This is a genomic window from Mesorhizobium sp. M7A.F.Ca.CA.004.12.1.1 (assembly GCF_003997835.1).
Taxonomy (GTDB): domain Bacteria; phylum Pseudomonadota; class Alphaproteobacteria; order Rhizobiales; family Rhizobiaceae; genus Mesorhizobium.
In genome coordinates, this window is record NZ_RZRK01001018.1 from 1 (window position 1) to 1,875 (window position 1,875).

Annotated in this window: 2 protein-coding genes; both read right to left on the minus strand. The window is 64.2% G+C overall.

Features of this window, described 5'->3' with window-relative positions; translation table 11 throughout:
- On the minus strand, window positions 1–284 hold a 284-nt coding region (locus EN984_RS33030; RefSeq protein WP_127384287.1), incomplete at its 3' end, for a F0F1 ATP synthase subunit epsilon.
- Window positions 285–397: 113 nt separating this feature from the next.
- Window positions 398–1,875: F0F1 ATP synthase subunit beta (atpD, locus tag EN984_RS33035; RefSeq protein WP_281057364.1), on the minus strand; the 1,478-nt coding region annotated here is incomplete at its 5' end.

The following is a 1,875-nucleotide window of genomic DNA, read 5'->3' on the forward strand; positions in this document are numbered from 1 at the left end:
AGATCGGCGCGGTCGACATCCTTCACGGCGACAGCCGATTCCGCCAGCAGCGTGCAGCCGGCCGGAACGATGTCGGCGAAGCCGCCGAACACCACATAGCGTTCTTCGCCGCCCGCCGCGGTCTTCACGGTGACGACGCCCGGCTTGATCGTGGTCATGACCGGGGCGTGATGCGCCATGACGGTCATCTCGCCTTCGGCGCCCGGAATGACGACGGATTCGACCTGCTCAGAAACCAGCAGGCGTTCCGGCGAGACCAGTTCGAACTTGAAAGCTTCAGCCATGATCAATTTAGTGAGTAGGGAATAGGAACTAGTCAGTAGTAAGTGGCCCTAACCGGCCCACATCACGCAGCTGCTATTCCCTACTCACTACTGACTACTCCCTATTCCCTGAATTATGCCGCTTCAGCCGCGAGGCGCTGTGCCTTCTCGACTGCTTCCTCGATGCCGCCGACCATGTAGAAGGCGGCTTCCGGCAGGTGATCGTAGTCGCCGTTGCAGAGGCCCTTGAAGCCCTTGATGGTGTCGGCGAGGTCGACCAGCTTGCCCGGCGCGCCGGTGAACACTTCGGCGACGAAGAACGGCTGCGACAGGAAGCGCTCGATCTTGCGGGCGCGGGCCACGGTCTGCTTGTCCTCTTCCGACAGCTCGTCCATGCCCAGAATGGCGATGATGTCCTGCAGCGACTTGTAGCGCTGGAGGATCGACTGCACCTGGCGGGCGACGCCATAGTGTTCGTCGCCGACGACCAGCGGGTCGAGCATGCGCGAGGTCGAATCCAGCGGATCGACCGCCGGATAAATGCCCTTTTCGGCGATGGCGCGGTTCAACGTCGTGGTCGCGTCAAGGTGGGCGAACGAGGTCGCCGGCGCCGGATCAGTCAGATCGTCGGCGGGCACGTAGATGGCTTGCACGGACGTGATCGAGCCCTTGGTGGTGGTGGTGATACGTTCCTGCAGCGCGCCCATGTCGGTGGCGAGCGTCGGCTGATAGCCCACGGCCGAAGGAATACGGCCGAGCAGAGCCGACACTTCCGAACCAGCCTGCGTGAAGCGGAAGATGTTGTCGACGAAGAACAGCACGTCCTGGCCCTGGTCGCGGAAGTATTCCGCAACCGTCAGGCCGGTCAGGCCGACGCGGGCGCGCGCGCCCGGCGGCTCGTTCATCTGGCCATAGACGAGTGCGGCCTTGGAGCCTTCGCCGCCGCCCTTCTTGTTGACGCCGGATTCGATGAACTCGTGATACAGATCGTTGCCTTCGCGGGTGCGCTCGCCGACGCCGGCGAACACCGAATAGCCGCCATGCGCCTTGGCGATGTTGTTGATCAGTTCCTGGATCAGCACGGTCTTGCCGACGCCGGCGCCGCCGAACAGGCCGATCTTGCCGCCCTTGGCGTAGGGGGCCAAGAGGTCGAGCACCTTGATGCCCGTGATCAGGATCTGTGCTTCCGTCGACTGCTCGACATAGGTGGGAGCCGGCTGGTGGATGGAGCGCATTTCGGTCGCGTCGACCGGGCCTTCTTCGTCGACCGGCTCGCCGATGACGTTGATGATGCGGCCGAGCATGCCCGGGCCGACCGGCACGGTGATCGGCGCGCCGGTGTCACGCACTTCCTGGCCGCGAACCAGACCTTCGGTCGAGTCCATGGCGATGCAGCGCACGGTGTTTTCACCCAGATGCTGGGCAACTTCGAGCACCAGGCGGTTGCCGACATTGGTCGTCTCGAGCGCGTTCAGGATCGCCGGCAGGTGATCGCCGAACTGCACGTCGACAACGGCGCCGATGACCTGGCGAACCTTGCCGACAACGCCGGTTGCCTTGCTGGCCACTGCCGATGTCTTGGCAGCGGCGGCCTTCGCCGGTGCTGCCGCCT